Origin of the sequence: Rhodopseudomonas palustris, assembly GCF_013415845.1 — a bacterium.
In the GTDB taxonomy this organism is placed as follows: domain Bacteria; phylum Pseudomonadota; class Alphaproteobacteria; order Rhizobiales; family Xanthobacteraceae; genus Rhodopseudomonas; species Rhodopseudomonas palustris_F.
The window spans coordinates 3,054,386-3,074,179 of the sequence record NZ_CP058907.1; the positions used below are offsets into that span (position 1 = coordinate 3,054,386).

18 protein-coding genes and 2 pseudogenes are annotated in these 19,794 nt (G+C 57.0%); 9 read left to right on the forward strand and 11 right to left on the reverse strand.

All coding sequences use genetic code 11. The annotated features are described in order from the left end of the window. Nucleotides 1-6: 6 nt before the first annotated feature. From HZF03_RS13950 to HZF03_RS13965, 4 genes and pseudogenes are all read right to left on the reverse strand, one after another. Nucleotides 7-164, reverse strand: a pseudogene (locus tag HZF03_RS13950) (DUF3309 family protein); the annotation flags it as partial. A gap of 354 nt (nucleotides 165-518) precedes the next feature. Continuing rightward, the gene (locus tag HZF03_RS13955; RefSeq protein ID WP_119018724.1) at nucleotides 519-893 is read right to left on the reverse strand and encodes a response regulator; all 375 of its coding nucleotides are present in this window, start codon (nucleotides 891-893) and stop codon (nucleotides 519-521) included. A 58-nt stretch (nucleotides 894-951) separates the two neighbouring features. After that, a pseudogene (locus tag HZF03_RS13960) lies at nucleotides 952-1,986 on the reverse strand (sensor histidine kinase). A 292-nt stretch (nucleotides 1,987-2,278) separates the two neighbouring features. Then, nucleotides 2,279-2,995, reverse strand: a complete 717-nt coding sequence (locus HZF03_RS13965; protein ID WP_165858130.1) for a hypothetical protein — start codon at nucleotides 2,993-2,995, stop codon at nucleotides 2,279-2,281. Here HZF03_RS13965 and HZF03_RS13970 point away from each other — a divergent pair. Beyond that, nucleotides 2,956-3,594 carry a transposase gene (locus HZF03_RS13970; RefSeq protein ID WP_119018726.1) on the forward strand — a complete coding sequence of 213 codons (639 nt, stop codon included), beginning with the start codon at nucleotides 2,956-2,958 and terminating at the stop codon, nucleotides 3,592-3,594. The two genes, HZF03_RS13965 and HZF03_RS13970, sit on opposite strands and share 40 nt — an antisense overlap. On the opposite strand, the gene HZF03_RS13975 is transcribed toward HZF03_RS13970, so the two are convergent. Continuing rightward, nucleotides 3,591-3,971: a hypothetical protein gene (locus tag HZF03_RS13975; protein WP_165858131.1), complete on the reverse strand. Its 381-nt coding sequence runs from the start codon at nucleotides 3,969-3,971 to the stop codon at nucleotides 3,591-3,593. The genes HZF03_RS13970 and HZF03_RS13975 overlap by 4 nt on opposite strands. Here HZF03_RS13975 and HZF03_RS13980 point away from each other — a divergent pair. The 7 genes from HZF03_RS13980 to HZF03_RS14010 all read left to right on the forward strand — a co-directional run bounded on the left by HZF03_RS13980 (nucleotide 3,891) and on the right by HZF03_RS14010 (nucleotide 12,569). Beyond that, nucleotides 3,891-4,499, forward strand: coding sequence for an FtsH/Yme1/Tma family ATP-dependent metallopeptidase (locus HZF03_RS13980; protein ID WP_119018727.1), 609 nt, complete (start codon nucleotides 3,891-3,893; stop codon nucleotides 4,497-4,499). The genes HZF03_RS13975 and HZF03_RS13980 overlap by 81 nt on opposite strands. A gap of 772 nt (nucleotides 4,500-5,271) precedes the next feature. Then, a complete protein-coding gene (locus tag HZF03_RS13985; RefSeq protein ID WP_133303240.1) occupies nucleotides 5,272-5,925 on the forward strand; it encodes a hypothetical protein in 654 nt (217 codons plus the stop codon). A gap of 26 nt (nucleotides 5,926-5,951) precedes the next feature. Then, on the forward strand, nucleotides 5,952-8,144 hold the full coding sequence (locus HZF03_RS13990; RefSeq protein ID WP_165858134.1) for a DDE-type integrase/transposase/recombinase: 2,193 nt from the start codon (nucleotides 5,952-5,954) through the stop codon (nucleotides 8,142-8,144). Nucleotides 8,145-8,159: 15 nt separating this feature from the next. After that, complete coding sequence (locus HZF03_RS13995) at nucleotides 8,160-9,257, forward strand: TniB family NTP-binding protein (protein WP_133303241.1); 1,098 nt, start codon at nucleotides 8,160-8,162, stop codon at nucleotides 9,255-9,257. Then, the gene (locus HZF03_RS14000; protein ID WP_119018733.1) at nucleotides 9,254-10,288 is read left to right on the forward strand and encodes a TniQ family protein; all 1,035 of its coding nucleotides are present in this window, start codon (nucleotides 9,254-9,256) and stop codon (nucleotides 10,286-10,288) included. Before HZF03_RS13995 ends, HZF03_RS14000 begins: the two co-directional genes overlap by 4 nt. Continuing rightward, nucleotides 10,269-11,162, forward strand: coding sequence for a TniQ family protein (locus HZF03_RS14005; RefSeq protein WP_234832250.1), 894 nt, complete (start codon nucleotides 10,269-10,271; stop codon nucleotides 11,160-11,162). Before HZF03_RS14000 ends, HZF03_RS14005 begins: the two co-directional genes overlap by 20 nt. Before the next feature lie 432 nt (nucleotides 11,163-11,594). Continuing rightward, nucleotides 11,595-12,569, forward strand: coding sequence for a hypothetical protein (locus HZF03_RS14010; protein ID WP_133303242.1), 975 nt, complete (start codon nucleotides 11,595-11,597; stop codon nucleotides 12,567-12,569). 72 nt (nucleotides 12,570-12,641) lie between these two features. Here HZF03_RS14010 and HZF03_RS14015 read toward each other — a convergent pair whose 3' ends face one another. The 3 genes from HZF03_RS14015 to HZF03_RS14025 form a co-directional block, all read right to left on the reverse strand. After that, nucleotides 12,642-13,541 (reverse strand): hypothetical protein, encoded by a 900-nt coding sequence (locus HZF03_RS14015; protein WP_133303243.1) that lies wholly within the window; start codon nucleotides 13,539-13,541, stop codon nucleotides 12,642-12,644. A gap of 36 nt (nucleotides 13,542-13,577) precedes the next feature. Continuing rightward, complete coding sequence (locus HZF03_RS14020) at nucleotides 13,578-13,934, reverse strand: hypothetical protein (protein WP_133303244.1); 357 nt, start codon at nucleotides 13,932-13,934, stop codon at nucleotides 13,578-13,580. A gap of 172 nt (nucleotides 13,935-14,106) precedes the next feature. Continuing rightward, complete coding sequence (locus tag HZF03_RS14025; RefSeq protein WP_119018736.1) at nucleotides 14,107-15,750, reverse strand: PIN domain-containing protein; 1,644 nt, start codon at nucleotides 15,748-15,750, stop codon at nucleotides 14,107-14,109. Between the two features lie 922 nt (nucleotides 15,751-16,672). Here HZF03_RS14025 and HZF03_RS14030 point away from each other — a divergent pair. Beyond that, nucleotides 16,673-17,368: a VIT1/CCC1 transporter family protein gene (locus HZF03_RS14030; protein ID WP_119018737.1), complete on the forward strand. Its 696-nt coding sequence runs from the start codon at nucleotides 16,673-16,675 to the stop codon at nucleotides 17,366-17,368. Nucleotides 17,369-17,461: 93 nt separating this feature from the next. On the opposite strand, the gene HZF03_RS14035 is transcribed toward HZF03_RS14030, so the two are convergent. The 3 genes from HZF03_RS14035 to HZF03_RS14045 all read right to left on the reverse strand — a co-directional run bounded on the left by HZF03_RS14035 (nucleotide 17,462) and on the right by HZF03_RS14045 (nucleotide 19,611). Continuing rightward, entirely contained in the window at nucleotides 17,462-18,799 is a 1,338-nt protein-coding gene (locus HZF03_RS14035) for a ferredoxin reductase family protein (protein ID WP_119018738.1), read from the reverse strand. 90 nt (nucleotides 18,800-18,889) lie between these two features. Then, entirely contained in the window at nucleotides 18,890-19,357 is a 468-nt protein-coding gene (locus tag HZF03_RS14040; protein ID WP_119018739.1) for a Spy/CpxP family protein refolding chaperone, read from the reverse strand. A gap of 89 nt (nucleotides 19,358-19,446) precedes the next feature. Beyond that, nucleotides 19,447-19,611, reverse strand: coding sequence for a DUF3309 family protein (locus HZF03_RS14045; RefSeq protein WP_119018740.1), 165 nt, complete (start codon nucleotides 19,609-19,611; stop codon nucleotides 19,447-19,449). Nucleotides 19,612-19,794 lie beyond the last annotated feature (183 nt).

Consider the following 19,794-nt stretch of genomic DNA (forward strand, 5'->3'; position numbering starts at 1 on the left):
CGTTCTTATTTTTCCGAGCAACAGCAAGATCATCAGAATGACGACCACAAGGCCGAGACCGCCGCCGAGTATTCAGTGCCGTAGAAGGGCCCGCCCCCTTCGCCGCTGAATCCCCCCAGCAGCGCGATGGCGAAGATGATGAGAATGATTAATCCGAGTGACATGACAGACTCCTGTCAGGCATCATTCCGACAAAAGTCGGCAAGCCGGAAAGCGAGCTATCGATCAGTATTTCGGGAGTGACACGACGCGGCTCGCACGCCGTGCTCGTCGAGACTTAGTCATCGATGGTGTTGAGGATTGACCGCTCAGCAAGCAAGACCGTCACTTGCGACAATTTGCTTGGAACTCGATAGTTCCATTCTGGAACAACGAAATCACCGGGGGCGGACTTGTTGCGAGAAGGTCTCAAAACCAAGCCGCAATTGGCGAGCTCTGCACCAAGTTACGCGAGGCGCTATCCGTCATGACACCAACTTTATCGCTTATTCGAGCGGAAGCACTTCACCGTGGGCCGCTCAAATGTCGCCCGATATCAGCAACGCTATCGCGTCCGTAATCGAGCGTTCGTCATAAGGCTTGGAAAAGAACCGGCTCCCGGTCGGCAGGCTGCTCTTTTCGAGAATGGCCTCGCCGGAGGCGACGATCAGTTTAACAGGTGGCCATCGATCGTGGATGTAGTGCGACAGTTTGATGCCGTCCATCGTCCCCGGCATCCGCACATCGGTAAATACGATATCAACGTCATTTCGCGCTTCAAGGATACGGATCGCCCCCTCCGCATCGTTCGCCTCCAGAGCTTCGTACCCGGCTGACAGCACGAGATCTACAGCTCCCATCCGAATGATCGTGCTGTCTTCGACTATCAAGACAACTGCCTTGCCATTGTTCATAAGGGACTCGGTTTGCTAAGCGGTGCATTAAGTGCGGAGATTCGACGGCGCATAGCTGCTAAGTCTGCGAAACGACGTCTTGGCTATCGGAATTCTCCCGATGGCTGATTGTGACGATCGTGCCGGGATTTGCGTCAACCGACGTAACCGTCCCCATCAGGTTCTTGGCGAGAGCCTCAACAATGCCGGTACCCAGGCCTGCCTTTGGCGTATCCCCGCCGAAAGGCATGCCGACGCCGTTATCTGAGACCGAAAGAGTCCAGTCGTTGCCGGACGAGTGATAGTCGATTACGATTTGACCTGTAGGTTGATCCGGAAATGCGCGCTTGAGGGCATTGATCACCAGTTCGGTGACGATAAGGCCGAGACTAACGGATACGCCCGCGCTCACCGTGGTTTCGTCGGCTCTCACCAGAATGGAGAGGCGGTCCGGATCATCGATCATGGACGCCCCCAGGCTCTGGGAGAGTTGCGAAAAGTTGGTCCGGAGTTCGACGGTTTCTCCACTGGCGGTGGAGAGCAGCGATTGACATGACCCGATTGTGGGCATTGCGCAGATGACCACGCGCTTCTTCGGACTGACCCAGACGCGCGCTCTGCATCAGCACGCTGGCAATGATCTGAAGGCTGTTCGCAACCTGGTGCTGCACTTCTTGCAGCAGGATTGCTTTCTCGCGAATGAGATCGTCTTTAAGCCGAGCCGCGGCTCGCTCGTCGGTCACATCGGTAACCGCCATCAGCAGCCGGACGTGATCCTTGTCTCCGTCATCAATCGTTCGAGCGTTGATGACAGGTTCCGAGCTTGCCGATGCGGCCTCTGAAGGTCGATTTCATAGGCTTCGATCTGAGCGCTTCCCGACGCTGTCGCCTTCAGCAGAGAAGCGAGCTTGGGCATCGCCCACTCACCGTGTCCAATTTCGCTGAGACATTTGCCGGTCACCGTCGCAGGATCGATCTCGAATGCCCGGCAGAACGACGCGCTTGCTGCGATGACTCGCTGCTCCTCCGAGAGGAACAGCAGCGGTTCGTGCGATGACACCACAACGGCAAGTGTGCTCGCTGCCTCGAAATGTTCGGTCGGGGTCGTAAGAATGTTTGGCCCTCAGGGGCCGGAGACTCGCGATGCGAATCATAGCTCGGCGAGAGCGCCGCCTTTCTCACTTGAAGGTTGACGCCCTATAGTACCCTATCATATGGGATGCAGAACAGCATCACGCTATGTAGCGACCTTAGGATCTTGGGCCTCTGGCGTCCGGTCCATGCGCGCAATCAGAATTCATTCCGATTCTCATTTGCGGATAACTCCGCCTGGATAGGCTTGAGCGGCTATGGTTCACGCGCCGCCTACGCCGCCGATACCCCGCGCTCCCGCGGCCTTTGCCATTTCAGGAGACGACACCAATCATCTGATTTTTGGCCACTCCCAGTACGGCCTTCTGTTGCCCCGCTTTCATGGCCTCCAAGGCAGTCCTTCCGCCGAGTTCGGCGTGTTCAGTCTTCAGAAACCGATAGACCGACCAAGGCTGCTTTCCGAGAATTTCGAATAGTTCGGATAAACCAGGCAATGGCATCCCAGACTCAGTGACTTGCCAACTCGGATATCTCACACCGCGAGTCGCCCCTTGTAGCCCGAGTATCTCTCCCCGCCCTCGCCTGACGTTTACTGTCTCGTGCGAAGCCCCAATGAGAGACCCGAAGGCGCCAGCGGTTAACATGTCCTCGCCTTTTAGAATTTCGGCGATCTTGATCGTTCCTCGCTCTCGGGCGGATTTCAGCGAAGTTTCCAGCGACGAGACATTTGGTGGAGCAATGGTGACGGGAGTTCCGATCGCTTTCGCGCTGCCATCTGGCAACACCTCCACAGTGAAGCGAACAGGTTGCCCGACCTTTTTGGCTTTCTTCGCTCCAGCTGAGTACCATTTAAAAAACTCGAGGCTCACACGCTTCTCGATCGATCTCGGGTTCGTTTTCGCCGAGGTCTTCGGCTTCTTTCCAAGCGCGACAACCCGGACGGCCTCTTTTCCCCGCCCCGAATTCACGAGCTTCTTGCTGCGCTTCTTTGATGCGCCCGCCCCTCGATTTCGCTTCCTCGTCTGTGCCACGGCGAGCCTCCGCCGGACAGCATGACGTCAAACGTCAACATTGTCCAATTCATCAAGTCCATCAGGTTGTTCGCCTACAGAGTCTGCCAGTCCGGGAGGACCGACGCAAGATTCAGTCGCCGAAGCGCCTGGTCGTCATGGCTGTCCGGGAACGTCGCCTGACTGGGCAGACGTTGACCCGAGTGACGCCGAGCGAGAATGCCGACTGTGCATGGGACATGGTCCGGGCGCACGTCAGCCGCAAGGCTCACGTCTATGTTGACGAGCACCTGGCCTATGACGAAATCTGCGGCCTTAATTCGCTCACCCGGGTAAACCATTCGGAGGCCTACCAGCATGGCTTTGGCGTGTCGACTAACATCATCGAGAGCTTCTTCTCTCGTGTCCGGCGTTCGTATCGCGGGATTCATCATCGGTTCTCGATGAAGTACCTCGACTGGTACGCCGCCGAACTAGCTTGGCGTGAAGATCGCCGGCGTGTTGGCAATGGAGGACACGTTCTCGATATGCTGAAGCGCACCTTGGCCCATCCGACGTCGCGCAATCTCTGCGGGTACTGGCAAGGAAACAAGCCGGACGATCTTGTGTGGACGAGTTAGGCAGCAACTCTCCAGAGAAATGCTCGGCCGTCCCCTTTAATCTGTTCAACCCGATTACGCTTCGCGAGTCCCGACAAGGAGATCGCGACTCTGTTGGCGAGCTCAGGCAATCGCGGGTCATCCTCTGGAATGACCTTCTGCAGAGCTACGCGGATCGCGCATTCATGAGAGGAAATTCGCGTTTGCGCCAGACGTAGGGTGTTGAGGATTCGGGCGGAAAGGTTTTCGTTGGCGAACAATCCGCCGAGGCACTGCCCGCCCTTCCTACCACGTTGAGCGGCAGCCTTCCGAGGCGAATGTCCCGGCTCGTAAATCTGAATAACTTTATCGACGGCCGCAATCTGCCTGTCGAGGCCTGCGTCCACGAAGCTGGTCATGCGATCGTTGGCCACTGCCTAGCAAACGAGGCTGGAAGTCGATTGCTCCAATGTCAGGTGTTCCGGGAAGTGGGAATGGATGGCTCAGGCGGCAGAACGATCATGCGGCAGATCCCGGGGCGAAACCTCGGAAAGGCAGCTTACACGGCTCAAATTACAATCCTCCTTGCTGGCATCGCAGCTGAGGAGATCGTCTTCGGCGATCATGCCGATGGTGCTGGCGGCTCCGACGATTCCGATCTCCGACAAGCAACACTCATCGCGGCGACGATGGAGGTGTCGCTCGGTCTCGGCAGCAGTCTGATTTACCTCTGCTCCAGACGACCGGATGGCGTTCTGGCGCGGCTACGAGCCGACCCGATGCTGCGACAGCTTGTCGAGCAGACATTGGATGAGTGCTTTCAGCGAGCAAGAAGCATTATCGCAGAACGCGCAGCCGCCTTCGAACGACTTGTCCAAATTCTGTTGGTATCAAGCCACCTTCCAGCGGAGATCATCGAACGCGAAATCAATGCACCTCGAGGATAAGAACATTCTCCTCAAACCGTGAATTGCCCAGTAACTCTACGGAAATCAGTTTTTGAACTCCGATCATGCGGATCTAGATCGATGAATTCAGCACTGCTAAGTGGGCTGCGTTCTTGCTCTTCAAAGGACTCAATCCTTGAAGGGTCGTCTTTGTCCTACTTTAGAAGACTAACCGATGGCTGTTCTGTCGGTCACAACCGAAGGAGAAAGTTGATGCAAGCAATCGTCCGCGCATCCTCCTCCTTCACTATGTCCACCCCCCTCCTCATAGCCTCAGCGATATAGCCGTCGAACCACGGCTGAAATCGTTGACGATCGCTGGCTCCCTCAGCGGTCGAGAAAATACTCGACGCACATTGCGGCGAGGTGAGGAGTTGCGTGTCATGAACTACAACGAGCAATTTCAACATCCGTACGATCCGTCTGATCCCAATCGCTCTTCCGCCGGCGGCCGCCGCAACGCGTCGGATCTTCACGTGAGTGACGTCTCCAGGGGCTTGCACATAACGGGCTAACCAACCGGCGCAAGCGATCTGGGAACGAAGATGACGTCGAACGTGAGGATGAAAGCCGAAATGTCGTCGGCAATCATCCAGCTGAAGAAGCTCCCCGTCTCGAAGTTCGGCGCCGGCCGCCCGCATCGCCCGATGAAGAACTCGAATGGGATCTGCCGTGCGCAGAAGATCCCGATGATGACCCCGAGGGGACTCCGCCGTCCGAAGAGGACGATCTTGAGCCAAGCCTGGCTAAAGCAAAGAAGCGTGGTCGCCGTGTGGGCACCCGGCCGGGCGCAATTCGCAGCGGGCAGGAAGACCACTATGTCGGAGAGACACCGATGATGTGTTTAGAGAACAAGCTCGTCGGGGCGCGCTCCTTGCTCGCTCTCGATTTCCTGACGGTGATCGATGCCTTCACGCGCAATGTCACCGACGTCATCGACGGACCTCCTCCTCTGTCCTTTGACGTGCGCGGCGAAGCGACGGTGCAGCGGATCGACTACGCGATCTTCCATCAGGATGGGCAGCGCGATCTTGTTCTGGTGAGAACCCTCTCCTGGCTGTCGTATCGCGTAAGAAAACTGAGTGTAACGCCCAGAGATTTCATTGATGCGATGTCGTCGGCAGCCCGCCGCATTGGTTTTGGATTCCGCTTCGTAGCCGAGAACGATATTCGGATTCAGCCGCGCCTTTCGAACGCAAGGATGCTTCGGCGACACCTCGTCGGATATGCCGAGAACGTCCAAAAGCTCTTGGCAATCGAAGCATTGGCGCAGCTTCCTGAGGAATCGTCGATCGCCGCCTTGCAGGAGCAAGTTGGCAGCCGCCTCGATGCATTCGCCCTCGCCCTCCAGCTCGACTGGCTCGGACACATCAGAGTGGATCGTCGCACCGCGTTCAGCCGTCACTCCACATTCGTGAAGACCTAATTCCACCTGCGTCAGGAGGAATGCAAATGAACCTTGCGCACGTTCCCGTTCAAATCCGTACCGGAGCCACTATCCGCATCGACACTCGCCGCTATCTCGTCGGTCCGCCTGGAGACCAGGTTCGTGTATTTACCGATAAGGAGTCCGGCACCGAGAAGGCTTTAGCAAACACTGCAATTCTTCACATGATGCGTTCGGGCCGGATCACGACCGACGCTGCCTTTCGTGCTCTCCCCCCGGTCGTCCAAGACAATCTGCAGGTGGACTGGGGCGCATTCTCCGATGTCGAACGGTTGTCGGCGGAACGAAAGTATCCCTTCGTCAAAGCTATCGATGACCTCCCCGCACCATTTCGAGACAAACGGAAGCATGTCTTGCCTGTCATCGAGCGCGTCCTCGGTGAAGCAACAGACGATTTGCGTCCGCACAGGGACGTCACCTTCCGTACCGCTCGGGAATGGTACCTGCGCTGGCTGGTAGCTGGGCGGGACATTCGCGCTCTGGTCGACAATCACCGAAAGAAGGGCAATCGGACACCTCGTCTGGAGGAATGGCACAAACAGGAGATCATGAAAGGCATCGATGAGGTCTATCGAAACGAAATCGCTGGTTCGAAAGCCGATGCCCGCGCAGCGGCCGCTCGCCACATTTTGCTTCGCGCGGACCGCGACGGCCTTGGTCTTCCGACGCTTGGCGCCAAGGAGGTGATCGGAAAGCATTTGGTCTCGCGAATGATCAACAAGATGGAAGTCTACGATCTGACCGTCGCGAGACATGGCAAAAGACAAGCGGACTTTCTGATGAAAGCGGTTCGAGCGGGACCTGCCTGCAGCATGCCGCTCGAAGAAGCGGAGGTTGATCACACGCCACTTGACCTAATTGTCGTAGACAAAAATGGCCTCGTCCTCGGTCGCCCGTGGCTCACGGTCATCATCGATCGTTGGTCACGAATGATCCTTGGCCTGTCACTCAGCTTCACGCCGCCTTCCTGGGTTAGCGTCATGGAAGCGCTCAGGGTGGCAGTCCAGCCCAAAGAAGGCCTGCTCGCGAAGGTCAGTGAAGCGGCTGGCCGAGATGTCACCTTCCGCTTTCCTTGGCCGTGCTACGGCCCGATGACGCGGCTATTCTGCGATAATGGCGCTGAGTTTCGCTCGACGTCCATGAGGCAGACCGAACGCGCGTTGAATATGCAGATCGTCGATCTGCCGAGAGCAGCGGGATGGCTCAAAGGGCGCGTCGAGCGCTGGTTTAGGACACACAACCAGGGCATCATTCACAAGCTGCCGGGCACGACCAAGTCGAACCCTCGAGACCGCGGAACCTACAAGTCCGAAAAGCACGCGGTCCTTACTCTCGAAGACGCAAATTGGATCATCGCGAAATGGATCGTGGATGTCTACCACACGACCAAACACTCCGAGATTGGGGAGCCCCCGCTGGACCGATGGACGAGAGGCATTATCGAGGTTGGAGAGCGCCCTGCTCCGCCTGAGGAACTCCTTGTTCCGCTGACCGGTCTCGTAATCGACCGCCACCTAAGATCTCCCGGTATTGAGTTCGAAGGCCTGCGATGGAATTCCAATGCCTTCTCGGGGCTCCGGAATAGGCTTGCCGGAAATAGCGCTGTGACTGTCCGGATCGACCCACTGGATTTAAGGACGGCGTACATTCTCGATCCTACCGCCTTGGACGCGAAAGCGAAATGGGTGGAAGGCTATCTTCAAGCAGATGAAGATGTCGCAAAGCTGACACTCTATCAATATCGGGTTCTGAAGAAGGCGCGTCAGAATGCAGACGACGAGTGCTTCGATCCGAAAAAGGCTTTAGCTCGGGCGAAATCGAGCCAAGAGATCATCGATCTCATCGACGAACGCAGCCCCCGCAAGAAATTGCCGAAAAAAGCGGTCCGCTTCCTGACCGATGGTCGCAATCCTTCCGAGCATCTCCGTGGCGAGCGCCTTTGTTCGGATGAAAGCGAACGGGAGTTGGGCTCCTACGATCCAGATAGCGCTCTGATGTCACCGCCACCCGACGAGCGGGGCCCCTACCGTGATCGTACTCCGGCCGTCGAAGCCCCACATGCGCAGGCGCCTCTCCCACCGGAGGTCGATCTTGACGCCTTCGCAGCCAGTGCAGACGCAGAATGCGAGCCGAAGCGCGATGTAACACCTGATCAATCACCGCCGATCTTAGTTGTGAAGCGGCGCTCTCTTGACTAATTGACGGAGTCACAAATGCAGTGGAGTACTCGCTCTGTAGAAGAGCGCCGAAAGCATATCGGCAGTTTTGTTGCCGTCACGCCGACGATGAAGCGAGCGACGGATGTTTTCCGTCGTTGTTACCGCGAGCACCACGAAGATCCACAGGCGAGCTGCTCGTTCGTTGTCGGCGAAACCGGTGTCGGGAAGACGACCGCTGCGAACGACTTCATGGAGGAAATCCGCGAAGAATATCGCGGCATGCTCAAAGACGGCATCGACGTCCAGACGATCGATCCTAAAACCTATCCGACGAACATGAGCGTGACATTTCAGGAGCCAGGCCGCGGTCTCGTTCGCCCGGTTCTTAAGATTATGGTCAGCAAGAAGACCACCTACAAACAATTGTTCGGTGAGACGTTAGCCGCGCTCGGCATGCCCACCAAGCGGGCCACCTTGGCGGAAATGAAGTCGATTCTTCGTCGACAGATCGAGGGGCAAGGCGTGCGAATGATTATTTTCGACGAATGCCAACACATCGTCGATAGCAGCCAAATTCGCGATCCGTACGAGGCCGCAGACTTTCTGAAGGAGCTGATGAAAGAGACCCGCGTCCAAATCTGCTGCGTCGGGCTTCACTATGCGACGGACTTCCTGATTGAGAATGGGCAGCTCGAGACCATGAAGAGCGAGGAACATCATATGAGACCCTTTCCGCTCGATTTAAGCGAAAGGGAGGAATTGTCCATGTTCTTGAGGTCACTGTCGGACGACTTGCCCTTTGATCGCAAGCCGCAGCTGTTCGCGCCTCCCCTGGCCCTTCGACTTCACCTCGCCTCCGACGGTTACGTGGGTTATATCACTAAGTACGTCTCATTGGCAGCGAAAGACGCGATCGACCAGAACCTCGATACAGTGACGATTGATCTTCTTGGTGACGCGTATGCTCGCAAGCATAATGTTCCTGACAAGGAGAACCCGTTCCGAGTGACGGGAGAGATCGACGAGGACGGCTTTCAGAAGATCAAAGCTGCCCGCAGAAAGATGCTTGAGGAAGAGGCTCGTAAGAGCCGGGCAGCTCGCCGGAAAAAGGAACGGGAAAAATCACTCAGAAAGGCAGCTGCGGCGGCATGAGAGTTGACTATTTCCCTCTATTGGTCTCCCCGGGTGAAGACGAACCAGCTCATGCGCTTCTCCGTCGCCTTGCGAGACGTAACGGCATCGATAATCGTGGTGTGATGACAGAGCTGACAGGCCTGTCCGCCTCGCGACTAAGACGGGGTGACGGTGTCGAGAAGCTCGCTCACCTCCTTAATTGCAATCCTGATGTCCTCTCGCACTCCACAGCGCAATCGATCGTCAAGGGAATCGTGTCGTTGCGGGGCGAACCATTACGTTTGGCTGACGACCTTCTCCAGAAGGAACGAAGAGTCTGCCCCGTTTGCATTTCTGAGGGAGCATATCAGCGGTTTTGGTTTGAGCTTTCGTTCGTGTCGACTTGCCCTAAGCACCGAGTTGCCCTTGTCGACGCCTGCTCGTGCGGCAAACCACTCTCTTGGGACGACGTAAATATCGAAAAGTGCTCCCATTGCGAAGATGGCAGCGTATATCGCTTGACGCCTTTGACCCCTCACGAAGACGTATTGATGATGAACCGATGGGCCTTGGGACGGCTCGGTGTCGGAAGAACGGTCTCGATTCCGATCTTGGACTCAATGCCGTTGTGGATCGCTCTAAACGTCGTGAGCCGCGTCGGCGTCGTTGCGATCAAGGGCTACACCTTCTGGCGCGGCGTAGATGGCTATGACACACCAGCTCACGAAATTCGAGCCGCAGGATTTCGTATTCTGCAATCAGGGCGGCTCGATCAGCTCCTCGACGAGGTCTACGGTCAATACCTAGCCGAAAAGACGAAGAACTACGCGGAGACCTATAGAACGATCTATGGCTTCTTCGGAGAGTGGTTCAAGGTTTGGTACAACAGCAAATATTTCGTTGAAGGCGCCCGCCCGTTCGCCGACATCGTCATCGCAAACGCTGCGCGTAAAAAGGTCGTTGACCTCGAAATGAAGAAGACAACCCGCCATGCCAAACGCACCTCTTCCGCTGTGGGTCGTTCCGGCCGAGGACGAGCCTCCGCACGGGATGTTGCTCCGGCTTGCTGAGCGAAATGGCATCAAGACCTACGCTCAACTCTCAGCGTTGACCGAGCTGACCATTCGCGATTTGCGAAACGGCATCGGAGTCAACCGCCTCGCCGCAATTTTGCACTGCGACCCTGATCGCCTCCTCGATTGTACGCCTCTTGTCTCAAGCGCCTCTTTCGCCATTCGAGGAGAGCGTTTCAGCGCAAAGCAGGCGGTGAAGCAGTCCGTGCGTCGCCTCTGTCCCGATTGTGTTCGGCAATCTGCTCACCATCGATTCTGGTTCGACCTCGAATTCGTCACCACTTGCCCTGCTCACGGTAGACCTCTCATTCGGACATGTTCTTGCGGACAGCCTCTTTCCTGGGCGGATGTGAGAATTTCGAAATGTCGGCGGTGCGACAACGGCGACGTCACCACAGTCCCGTGGACACCGGCCAACCCGGATATCATCGAGATGGATCGATGGATTCTGGGGCGGCTCGGTGTTGGCAAGGCAGCTCCGGCGTCATTCCTCGATGGTCTCGATTTGGGTGCGGCGCTCCATTTGATGCAGAACGTCGGCGTGCTCGACCTCGGAGGTTATCAAACCGCGTGGCCAGAACCAGCGGATTTCGGTGTGTCGATGGCCGAGGCGCGGTCGCGAGGCTTCAAGGTCCTTAAGCATGACCGACTGAGCGAAATTATGGACCGCGTTTGCGCGGAATTCGTAACCTCAAAGTCAGGTAGAGCGGCCACGATTAAAAATGCCTATGGATGGTTCGGCCAATGGCTTCTAGATCTTCAGCCTCAGGATGTGGCTGATCGAATCTGCGAGATGGCCCCCAACAACGCGCCGGGGCAAACGCGGTGGCCGCTATCCGGAAGAATGGCTGACTTCCGTCAGGCGAGCTAGGTCGGGGCTTCGACCATCGGACAGCCGACCTTATCCCGATGACAAGGCTATCTGTACAGGCGCTTGCTTCGAAAACGTCGGGTCAGGATGGAAACATCTCGTCGAACGCACCTCGAATGAAGAATGTGCATTGAGATTGACTGGTCAGTCTCCCCTTTGTGAGGCAAGTGCCGCCACGTACTGTTTGCGTGTGCTGCTTTCCCGCAACGTTTGAGTGGCCTCGCAGGATGGTCTATACGGCTTGTTTAGGGCTGAGGTAGTGTCTGATGACAACGAGAAACGTTGCGAGAATAGATGGAAGCCACTTCAGACGATAAGGTCCTGCCTGGGCACGGACGACTCGCTTGCAATCGTTGCTTTGGCTCGTCTCAGGTAAGTTGGGGCCAAACGATCCATGAGCCTGGCAACGGTTGGAGTATAGTCAACAACCCGATGTCATGGGGCAGCCGTTCACCTAGAATCCTCGTTCTTGGTTTTTCAAAAGGCGGGAACCAGAACGCTAAGATTCTTACCACACCTCACGACGAGGTCGCGTTCAAGGGCGGGCGCACTAACCTGTCAACCATTCTCGAAACACTCGGGGTGAAATCGAAATACTGGCCGATCGATGAACTCATCAGTTGCCAGAACGGAAATTTCGCATTCGGATCGCTTGTCCGCTGTTCGGTGAAAAAACGGAGCGGTGACAAATGGCTGATGTCCGGAAAGGACATTATGTCATCGTGCCTTCAGGACAACGAAATGGGCGACGTGATTGAGAATTGTGTCTCCCAGTATATTGGTCAACTACCAGCATCGGTTCGCCTAGTCGTGATGCTCGGCAATGATCTAAAGTACATTGCAGGGTGCTACGCGGCCATTCGAAAGGTGCGTCCTCATCTGAAGACGATCAACGCTGTCGCGTATGGCGATGACCAGGTGACCTTCATTCACACTGTTCACTTCAAGGCGCAGGGCTCTCTCGTTCCGAATTGGTCGACGGGCACTCCAGGCAACTCTAAGAAGCTGGAAACAGACCAGCCTCTCAAACGTGAACTCGCCAAGGAAGCTGTTTCCAAAGCGATTTGGCAGCCGGTCGTGTGGCAGAAGAATAACGGCATCCTCTATCACGCCACCAACAGGGAGAATCGGGAAAGCATCCAAACACACGGATTGCTCTTGAACCCAGAGGGCGGAGAAGGAACACCAAGCATCACCGGGGGCTTCTTTTTCTCTCGCAAGAAGCCCCCGGCTTCCGAGCATATCGATGTTTGGGAGGTGAATGCCGAAGGGTTGCAACTTCAACTGGACGATATCGACCTGCCGCTCGAATTGGACGACACTTGGTGGGTCCATTACGGCCAGCCCGTCATCGAACCTTGGCGCCTCACTCTGGTGTCCAGCCAACCGCTCGGAGAGCCGACATAGCACACTAGATCAATGCGACGATGAAACGCGTCAAGCGGTCTATTGCCTTAAAGTACGCCCGCACGTAACGAATCACACCCAATTCTCGAGCAGCGGGCAGAACTGCGCCTTCTGATGAACTTCTACCTGAATATTGTCGAATGCTACCTTGCCATCTGAACTTCGCCTCGATTCGCTAGAGGCAAACCATTGGCCAAATACTAAATAGTCCCGATCGAGATCGAGCTGCGAAAGCAGATGAGGCTGCGCGCAGATTCTCGGGACAACGTAAATGGCATTATGCTTAGCCTCCTCAGCATAACATTGAAGGTGGCCTTCCTTTCTGATTTTAGGTCGAACCAATAGCGCGACCGGATGCCAACTCTTGGTATATCTCGCAGATCTAAGGTATCGAACCAATCTTCCAGCGTTTCCTTCGCCAAAATATAGATGGCTCCAATCGATAGGCGAGGCCCTGTAAGTCACTTCGATCCGACGACGAACCACAGAATCGTCTTCGAGTAATTCCGCTATTCTTGCCAATCCTGCTGCGGTGCGGCAGTAAGGTGCGAGCATATCCCCAGACCACACCTGCGCGGTTCGCGCTCTATTACTCTCTAAATCGCCTCCGCGAGGGCTATGGGCAAATTCCTTGAAGCGATCGTGAATTATATTCAGTCTCAATCGATACTTGCCGTTTGCCAACAGACTCAGGGGTCGACGTGAAACATCGATGTCATTGCCGATCGCAGAGAGATAACGGAGTTGCGCTTCCAGCGTGTACTTGCAATCGTCGTTGTGATCATTCCCCTTAGCCAGGCGGAGATGATGAGCCACCTTTATCTTGCCGCCACCACGTGAATATGGCGAGACGTACGATATTGGCGCCCCGCAACCCTCGCACGATAGCGACTGGTTTGCCATCGCTTGCGAGATCGCAACTATCTCTCCCGATGCATTGCGAGCTCGATACATTTTTAGGCCTTTGGCCATGGCTGCCCTCCATGGCCTGTACCTATGCGACGACTTTCAAAATTTTGCTAAATTCACCGCGACCGAATATTCTTCAACAATTCTGCGTCGAAAGTGGATTCTTATCGTCGCCTTTTGCAACTGCTTCAATTTAGCGAAAAGACCACTTGCCTGGCGACCAAGATACGCTCGGGAGCACTCATCTTCCAACAAAAGTGTAACTGCCGTTTCATCGGCGAGCTTGCACAACTCCACCTGAAGAACTCGCGGAGGCGGCGGTTCAGCAATAAGCAGATCAAAACCGGCGCTGCCCGAGTCTGTGAAGCCCATGTAGCCTTTGAAGAAGATTGGCTGCTTATTCCAGCGCGAGGAGCGGCAACTTGTTTTCAGCGATTGACGATCAGCAATTTCCATTTCGAAACATCCTGACGACCTTGAAATATGATCGCCACGGACTTTGCATGACGCAAATTCAGGAGGAAGGACGGCGACAACGTCTCGTTGTCCTGGAAAGCGTTTGGTTTCAATCATCAAAGGGAGCTGGCGTTCGGAACGCGTGTCCGTACATCAGGCGATTTCGGGAGAATTAGTTTCCGCACTCGATCATCGCCATAGCCAAATCAAACACTTCAATGAACACGGTATTCCGCTCTACCACCACCTTCAGCTGCTGCGGCGTTGTGAGATTTTCGGCATGCACACTGCATTCTACGACGCCTCTGACGTCACCGTGTCCTTCGAAGAGCACTTCGAACTCGATAAAATGATCGCTCGTCTGGTGTCGCCACAAATCACAGGTTTGCGCACCGCTTCGAACTAGCTCTGACTTCGGCCAAGATGAATAGTAAAATTCTTCAGGATTGTGGGGCTCCCGTCGTAGGTATGGAGGAAGCGAGAACTGCGAGATAGGGGTGATCGTAGGCGCTACGATGTTGGCTAATGAAGCTCGCATAGCTGCATCAGCTGCGGTGATACCCAGCATTGAGTCTTGAAACCGCTTGAGCGCACCGACATCGACCGCGCCAGACGTCGCCAGCCTTTTGGCTGCATCCAATGCATGTTGATATTGTTTCGGAATATCAACGCCACGCAGTGAAGACAATGGTACGCGTCCCACTATTTCGAGATTTGAGGCGGGCAAAGGTTCGCATGTGACCGTTTCTCGAAACGCAGGTGGTTGAGGAGGAGATGGCAGCCGTGTCACAGGGCTTGGGGATGATCTGACAGTTGAGCCTTTATCCTCGTCTTCTACGTCGTCGTTCTTGCCTCCTCGCATCAACGCCAACGGCCCCGAAGTCGCGAATTCGACTCTGACCCGCGATGCGGGTCGTGATCCTTCGTTTGACATCGTCCACTGAAGGACAGCAGGCGGTGCGTCCTCGTCCCGTCCGAAGTGGAAGTTTGTCAGAATTTCTCGGCAGCTCTTTATCCACTCTGGATAGCGGACGTCGCGATAGGTGGCGATCTCTTCCTCTGTCGGAGCCGAGTATTCGACGGTTTTGGTCTCTCGGATTCCAACAGTAGTAACGCTCGGAGGGGGCGTAAAATCGGTACGGATGGGGTGTTTGAGGAGCAGCAACTCGATGAGTTGGGCAACTTCTTCTTCCTTTAAGGGCTTGGCGACCTTGCCGATGACCTTCACAAAGCGATTAGCATCAGCCGTCTCGCAGCGAATGGCAATTTTAGGTTCGAGGTCGCGATAGGCCTCCAGATCCTTTTTCAGCTCACGGATCTGCTTCGCTTCGGTCGTCTCCGCTGGGGGACGGCGCCAGCTCTGATCAATCATCAGAAACGGGATGCCCAAATCGAGTGCCATGCCCGCCGGACCGCCGTCATCTGTGAATAGTTTCACCTCGTATCCAGAGGCCTCTTTGTTCAATTCCGAGACAATCCCGATGAGCCTTTCGTCAGCCTTCGCGTAATCGAGATGATCTTTGTAGGCCGGATCTGGCAGGACACTCGTCATCCTGCGAAGAACAACGTGAGGTCCAGAAGTCCGGATTGAAGCGTCTTGGACGCCTTGCGTAAGCATGCTCCGGAAGCGTCCGAAAATGTCGAGCGCACGGTCGCGCGTGCGTCCACTGCCCTTCTTGTGCTTGTCGATCTCGTCCAAGACAGGCTTCGTCAGAAGCAGCACGATCGGGTCGAAGCCAAGTTCCTCCCACGGGAGCTGTTCGAGTGTTCTGAACTCGAAGAACAGATTGGTGTCGGGGACGAGATGCAGTTCCATGACCTACGCTGCGCAACCTGGGATAGACAGGTCAGCCTACACTCGATTGCAGGATTCGCACCGGGTCGAAAGCGTTTCAGCACCACAGGTGGTGTAGGCCGCTTCGGCAGCGGTAAAGTTGCTTCCGCGAAGGGTGTTTCGGTACCGCACTCCCGGCTAGGCAAAGCTCGAAAAACGCGACGCCTTTATGGGGTGAAAACGTCTGGCCACGACGGTCTTATGGGGTGCGCCGCGTTTTCTTATGGGGTGCGAGCTGGACTGAATTCATTGAAAAATTCGGATTTTTGGGTGGCCTTTATGTGGGGAGCAACACTCGGTTTGCCCAGTGCAAGGTCGGCATTCCCCCGCGACGATCATGGCGATGCACCAAGATGGACGCGCTTCTTGGCTCGCTGAGCTGCGGTCACCACGCTCAGCTCGGACAGCGCCGTGACAGCGGTCGGATATGCGAAGCATCGCGACTGACGTTGTCCGCCGCCGTGGGCGGTCATCCACCACGCGCAGCCGCGAGCACTCTGCGAAAGGTCGGCTCCAGATCGGCCAATGCAGCCCCTCTTCACGAGCCGGTTTCGAACGACGAGTTGGGTTTGGCGCGATGCAGCCATCACTCGTTCGGTGGCCGAGGGTTGCTGTCTCCGTCGTTGTGTCGTCGGTATTCTTCAGCCCCCGCTGGAAGCGATCCTGGCCGGTCGGCTGTCCGGATGCACAATGTCGGCGCCGCGACCGCGTCGTCGGCCGCGGTCGATGCGGCCAGCATGAGATCAGACATTGTCGGTTTCAATTCGGACGCGAGGAGACAGGAAGTAACATTGTTTGTTGCCGGCTCTCTGACAACGGCGCATTCATCCGTCCGAAGGCTGCACGCCGAAGATATCGCCACGAGACCGCGAAGTAATTCTGAATCTCGATCACAGGTCGGCCCATGCATCCGCTTCACCGCGAAAACCACCTCATCAATCGAATTGGCTGGTTGCGTGCCGCAGTCCTGGGCGCCAACGACGGGATCATTTCGACGGCCAGCTTGGTCGTCGGAGTTGCCGCGGCTGCGACCTCGTCCAAGGAGGTCCTGCTCGCCGGCGTCGCCGGCCTGGTTGCGGGTGCGATGTCCATGGCCGCAGGCGAATATGTCTCCGTCAGCTCACAATCAGATACCGAACAGGCGGATCTGGCACGCGAGCGCAAGGAGTTGGCCGACGCGCCGGACTCCGAGCTCGATGAGCTGACCAAGATCTACATCGACCGCGGCCTCGAACCGGCCTTGGCGCGGCAGGTGGCAGAACAGCTCTCCGCCAAAGACATCTTCGCCGCGCATGCCCGAGATGAACTCGGACTGAGCGCCCACGTCGTCGCCCGGCCGGTGCAGGCTGCCTTGACGTCAGCCCTGACCTTCTCGGTCGGCGCCGCATTGCCGATCGGAATCGTGCTGCTCGCACCGACCGGATCGACCTCTATGGTCGTGTCCGGCGGATCGCTGATTTGCCTCGCGATCCTCGGCGCCGTCAGCGCCCACATCGGCGGTGCCGGACTGCTGAAACCAACGCTGCGGGTCACGTTCTGGGGGGCTCTGGCGATGGCTGCGAGCGCAGCGATCGGCGCGCTGGTGGGGCACACGATCTAGTATCGTCCTAGCTATTGTCGTCGCCCTGCGCCCTTCCCTTGCCGCCCGGACGATCAGCGGATCTTCTGGGCCGCGGTGAACGAAGGCGGTCGATCACCGCATCTCGAACGATTCCTGATGGAAACGCGACGCCGGCAGTCCTTGCGCCACCATCGCGCGGCGCATCGCATCACCAAATCCGCTTGGGCCGCAAAACCAGACGTCCGCTTGCTTCCATTCGGGCACCAGGGCCGCGAGTTTTTCAAGCGTCAGGCGGTCGCCTTGCGATCCGTCCACGACATGAAAAGCGATCCCCGACTGACGGGCCAGTTGCGCGATCGGAGCGACAAAGCCGGGGTCGGGCGTATCGGTGGCGTAGAACAAATCAACCGGATTGGACTGCCCGCCTCCCACCAGTTGCTTCAGCCGGGCGATGAACGGCGTGACGCCCACGCCGCCGCCGATCCAGATCTGCCGGCCGCTGTCGTCCTCAAAATTGAACCGGCCATACGGCCCCTCCACGACGACGCCCTGCCCCACATGCAGGCTGCCCGCCAGGCTTCGCGTGTAGTCGCCGAGTCCCTTGATCGAGAACATCAACAGCCCGTCATTTTGCCAGGAGGACGAGATCGTGAAGGGATGCGCAGCCTCGGCGTCGTCGAAGTCCACGAAGGCGAACTGACCGGCCTCGTGGCCGCGCCATGCCGTTTCGAGCCGGACGCCGACCTCGAGCATTTGATTGTCGTCGTAAAGCGACAGCGTCGCGATCGTGCCGGATGCCTTTCGCGAACTGCCGATCCGTCGAAACAGCGCAGTCACGGCGGCGACCGTCCCGGCGATCAACAGACACGCCAGCACCAGCCCGAGCGGCTTGGTCCAGTAGCTCTTGTCGATCAGAATGAAGGCGTGAAACACCAGCGCCAGATAGACGAGCGGCATCAACCGATGCGTCCAGAAGAAGTATTTGTAGGGAAACCGTTTCCACAAGGCGATCGCAACCAGGACGACGAGGGCGTAGAGCGCCCACTCACCGACCTCGGCGGCGGGATGCTTCAGATCACGAAACAGATCGAAGCCCAGGGCGGCGTCTTCTTGCGGGTGCGCCGGCTTCGGCGGGAGCGCGACCAGACCGAGCTCCGTGATCCATGACGGCCCCTCGCGCAGCAGCCAGTGCGCCAGCGCAAATCCAAGCGCCGAAATCCCCAGCCATCGATGTAGGCGATAGAACTTGTCGAGGCCTCCCAGCGGCGTTTCGAACCAAACCGGCCGGGCGGCCAGGATCACGCCGACGGACATCAGCCCCAGCGCGAGCACGCCGCAGCCATAAACCAGCGTCGCGCGGGTCTCCCAGAAACCTTGCTGCCATGGGTCGGGGGCCAGGCTGAGGAGCCACAGGCCCGACAGACCACCGATTACCCCGGCGAACGCCACCTTCAATCTCACGGTCTGCATGCTTCGCCTCGATCGCCGCCTCAAAAAGGACGAATAGCGGGCCATCCAGAGGACGCCCGCTATTGCGAAACTGCTCAAGCGATCTTCAGCTCAATCCGAGCGGCGATCGCGATGCCGTTGAAACAACGCCTCGGTGAAGCGCCGCTTCTGCTGATCGTCAAGTGATGCGTACAGCGGCTGAGCGGCATCGGCGAGCTTCTTCAGATTATTGCCGCGTTCGATCTGATCGTCGCCAGTCTTGCGCATCCGCTCGATCAGATCGGTGCTGCCTGTCTCATTGGCGCGCGCGTTCCGCCAGGATTGGCGCTCTTCGGCCTGCTTCCTCCAGACATCGACCAACGCGCCCTGGACGCCCGCCCAGTTCTTGTCCTGCTCCGGCGTGAGACGAAGGTCAGCTTTGAGCTGGGCTGCGCGGGCCGCCGCCTGATCGGTGAGCTGACTTGTGGTCAATTCCACACGGTCGGCGCGGTCAGAGCGATCGCGGGCAATTGCGGGGCCGACGGTCGCCGATCCGATTAGCAAGGCAGCTGTCGCCAGGGATGTGATTGCTTTACGCATAGCGCGTTCCTTTTTTGGAGTTGAGCTTGTATCGATGAGTGCCTGCCGTAGTCTCGGGAAGCGACCAGAGATGTCGCGCCGATCTGCGATCAGAGCTTTCCGAGCAAAAGCAGGATCAGCAGGATGACGATCACGAGCCCAAGCCCCCCGCCTCCGTAATATCCGGTGCCGTAGAAGTGCCCGCCTCCGATCCCCGTGAAGCCACCTAACAGCGCGATGATCAGGATAACGAGAATGATTGTTCCGATTGACATGGTGAGACTCCCCTCTGTGCATTCCGACAGTGTCGGTCGTGGCAGTGCGATCGAGCAGGCGATCAGAACTCACGACCCGTCGACACAGCTCGAATGATCCGATCGAGGATCACTCCTTCACGTCCATGAAGGGCATTACGCGCTCAACAATCAGCACCGTCACTCGCCATGACTCTCGGGGAA

Bases quoted from the DNA above. Each gene is read 5' to 3' on its own strand.
- HZF03_RS14010 (WP_133303242.1), top strand. From the start codon at position 11,595: ATGTCATGGGGCAGCCGTTCACCTAGAATCCTCGTTCTTGGTTTTTCA.
- HZF03_RS13975 (WP_165858131.1), bottom strand. From the start codon at position 3,971: ATGACCAGCTTCGTGGACGCAGGCCTCGACAGGCAGATTGCGGCCGTC.
- HZF03_RS13970 (WP_119018726.1), top strand. From the start codon at position 2,956: ATGCGCCCGCCCCTCGATTTCGCTTCCTCGTCTGTGCCACGGCGAGCC.
- HZF03_RS13955 (WP_119018724.1), bottom strand. From the start codon at position 893: ATGAACAATGGCAAGGCAGTTGTCTTGATAGTCGAAGACAGCACGATC.
- HZF03_RS14015 (WP_133303243.1), bottom strand. From the start codon at position 13,541: ATGGCCAAAGGCCTAAAAATGTATCGAGCTCGCAATGCATCGGGAGAG.
- HZF03_RS14025 (WP_119018736.1), bottom strand. From the start codon at position 15,750: ATGGAACTGCATCTCGTCCCCGACACCAATCTGTTCTTCGAGTTCAGA.
- HZF03_RS14020 (WP_133303244.1), bottom strand. From the start codon at position 13,934: ATGGAAATTGCTGATCGTCAATCGCTGAAAACAAGTTGCCGCTCCTCG.
- HZF03_RS14040 (WP_119018739.1), bottom strand. From the start codon at position 19,357: ATGCGTAAAGCAATCACATCCCTGGCGACAGCTGCCTTGCTAATCGGA.
- HZF03_RS14000 (WP_119018733.1), top strand. From the start codon at position 9,254: ATGAGAGTTGACTATTTCCCTCTATTGGTCTCCCCGGGTGAAGACGAA.
- HZF03_RS14030 (WP_119018737.1), top strand. From the start codon at position 16,673: ATGCATCCGCTTCACCGCGAAAACCACCTCATCAATCGAATTGGCTGG.
- HZF03_RS14005 (WP_234832250.1), top strand. From the start codon at position 10,269: ATGTTGCTCCGGCTTGCTGAGCGAAATGGCATCAAGACCTACGCTCAA.
- HZF03_RS14035 (WP_119018738.1), bottom strand. From the start codon at position 18,799: ATGCAGACCGTGAGATTGAAGGTGGCGTTCGCCGGGGTAATCGGTGGT.
- HZF03_RS14045 (WP_119018740.1), bottom strand. From the start codon at position 19,611: ATGTCAATCGGAACAATCATTCTCGTTATCCTGATCATCGCGCTGTTA.
- HZF03_RS13980 (WP_119018727.1), top strand. From the start codon at position 3,891: ATGTCCCGGCTCGTAAATCTGAATAACTTTATCGACGGCCGCAATCTG.
- HZF03_RS13995 (WP_133303241.1), top strand. From the start codon at position 8,160: ATGCAGTGGAGTACTCGCTCTGTAGAAGAGCGCCGAAAGCATATCGGC.
- HZF03_RS13990 (WP_165858134.1), top strand. From the start codon at position 5,952: ATGAACCTTGCGCACGTTCCCGTTCAAATCCGTACCGGAGCCACTATC.